This is a genomic window from Shewanella sp. AC91-MNA-CIBAN-0169 (assembly GCF_040310165.1).
Lineage (GTDB): Bacteria > Pseudomonadota > Gammaproteobacteria > Enterobacterales > Shewanellaceae > Shewanella.
Map to the genome: position 1 here is coordinate 1 of NZ_JBEOPM010000146.1, position 259 is coordinate 259.

Annotated in this window: 1 pseudogene; it reads left to right on the top strand. The window is 44.0% G+C overall.

What is annotated here, in order from left to right:
- Positions 1–70: 70 nt before the first annotated feature.
- Positions 71–259: pseudogene (locus AAEY98_RS22470) on the top strand (tRNA (guanosine(46)-N7)-methyltransferase TrmB); the annotation flags it as partial.

Sequence of the window (259 nt, forward strand, 5' to 3'; positions counted from 1 at the left end):
TGTCAACCCCGCGCGGGTCAGGGATAATACGCAACCATTTTTAAACACATTGTTTTGTCAGGCCAATAATATGAGTGAATCAAGTAACAACAACCTTGAGCAAGCTAAGCAAGAAGGTAAGTATATCCGCACTATTCGTAGTTTTGTAAAACGCGAAGGCCGATTAACCAAAGGCCAAGCCGCTGCAATCGAAAAATGCTGGCCAACAATGGGGCTTGAGCATAAAAACGGCCTGCTTGATTTAAACGCAGTATTTGGC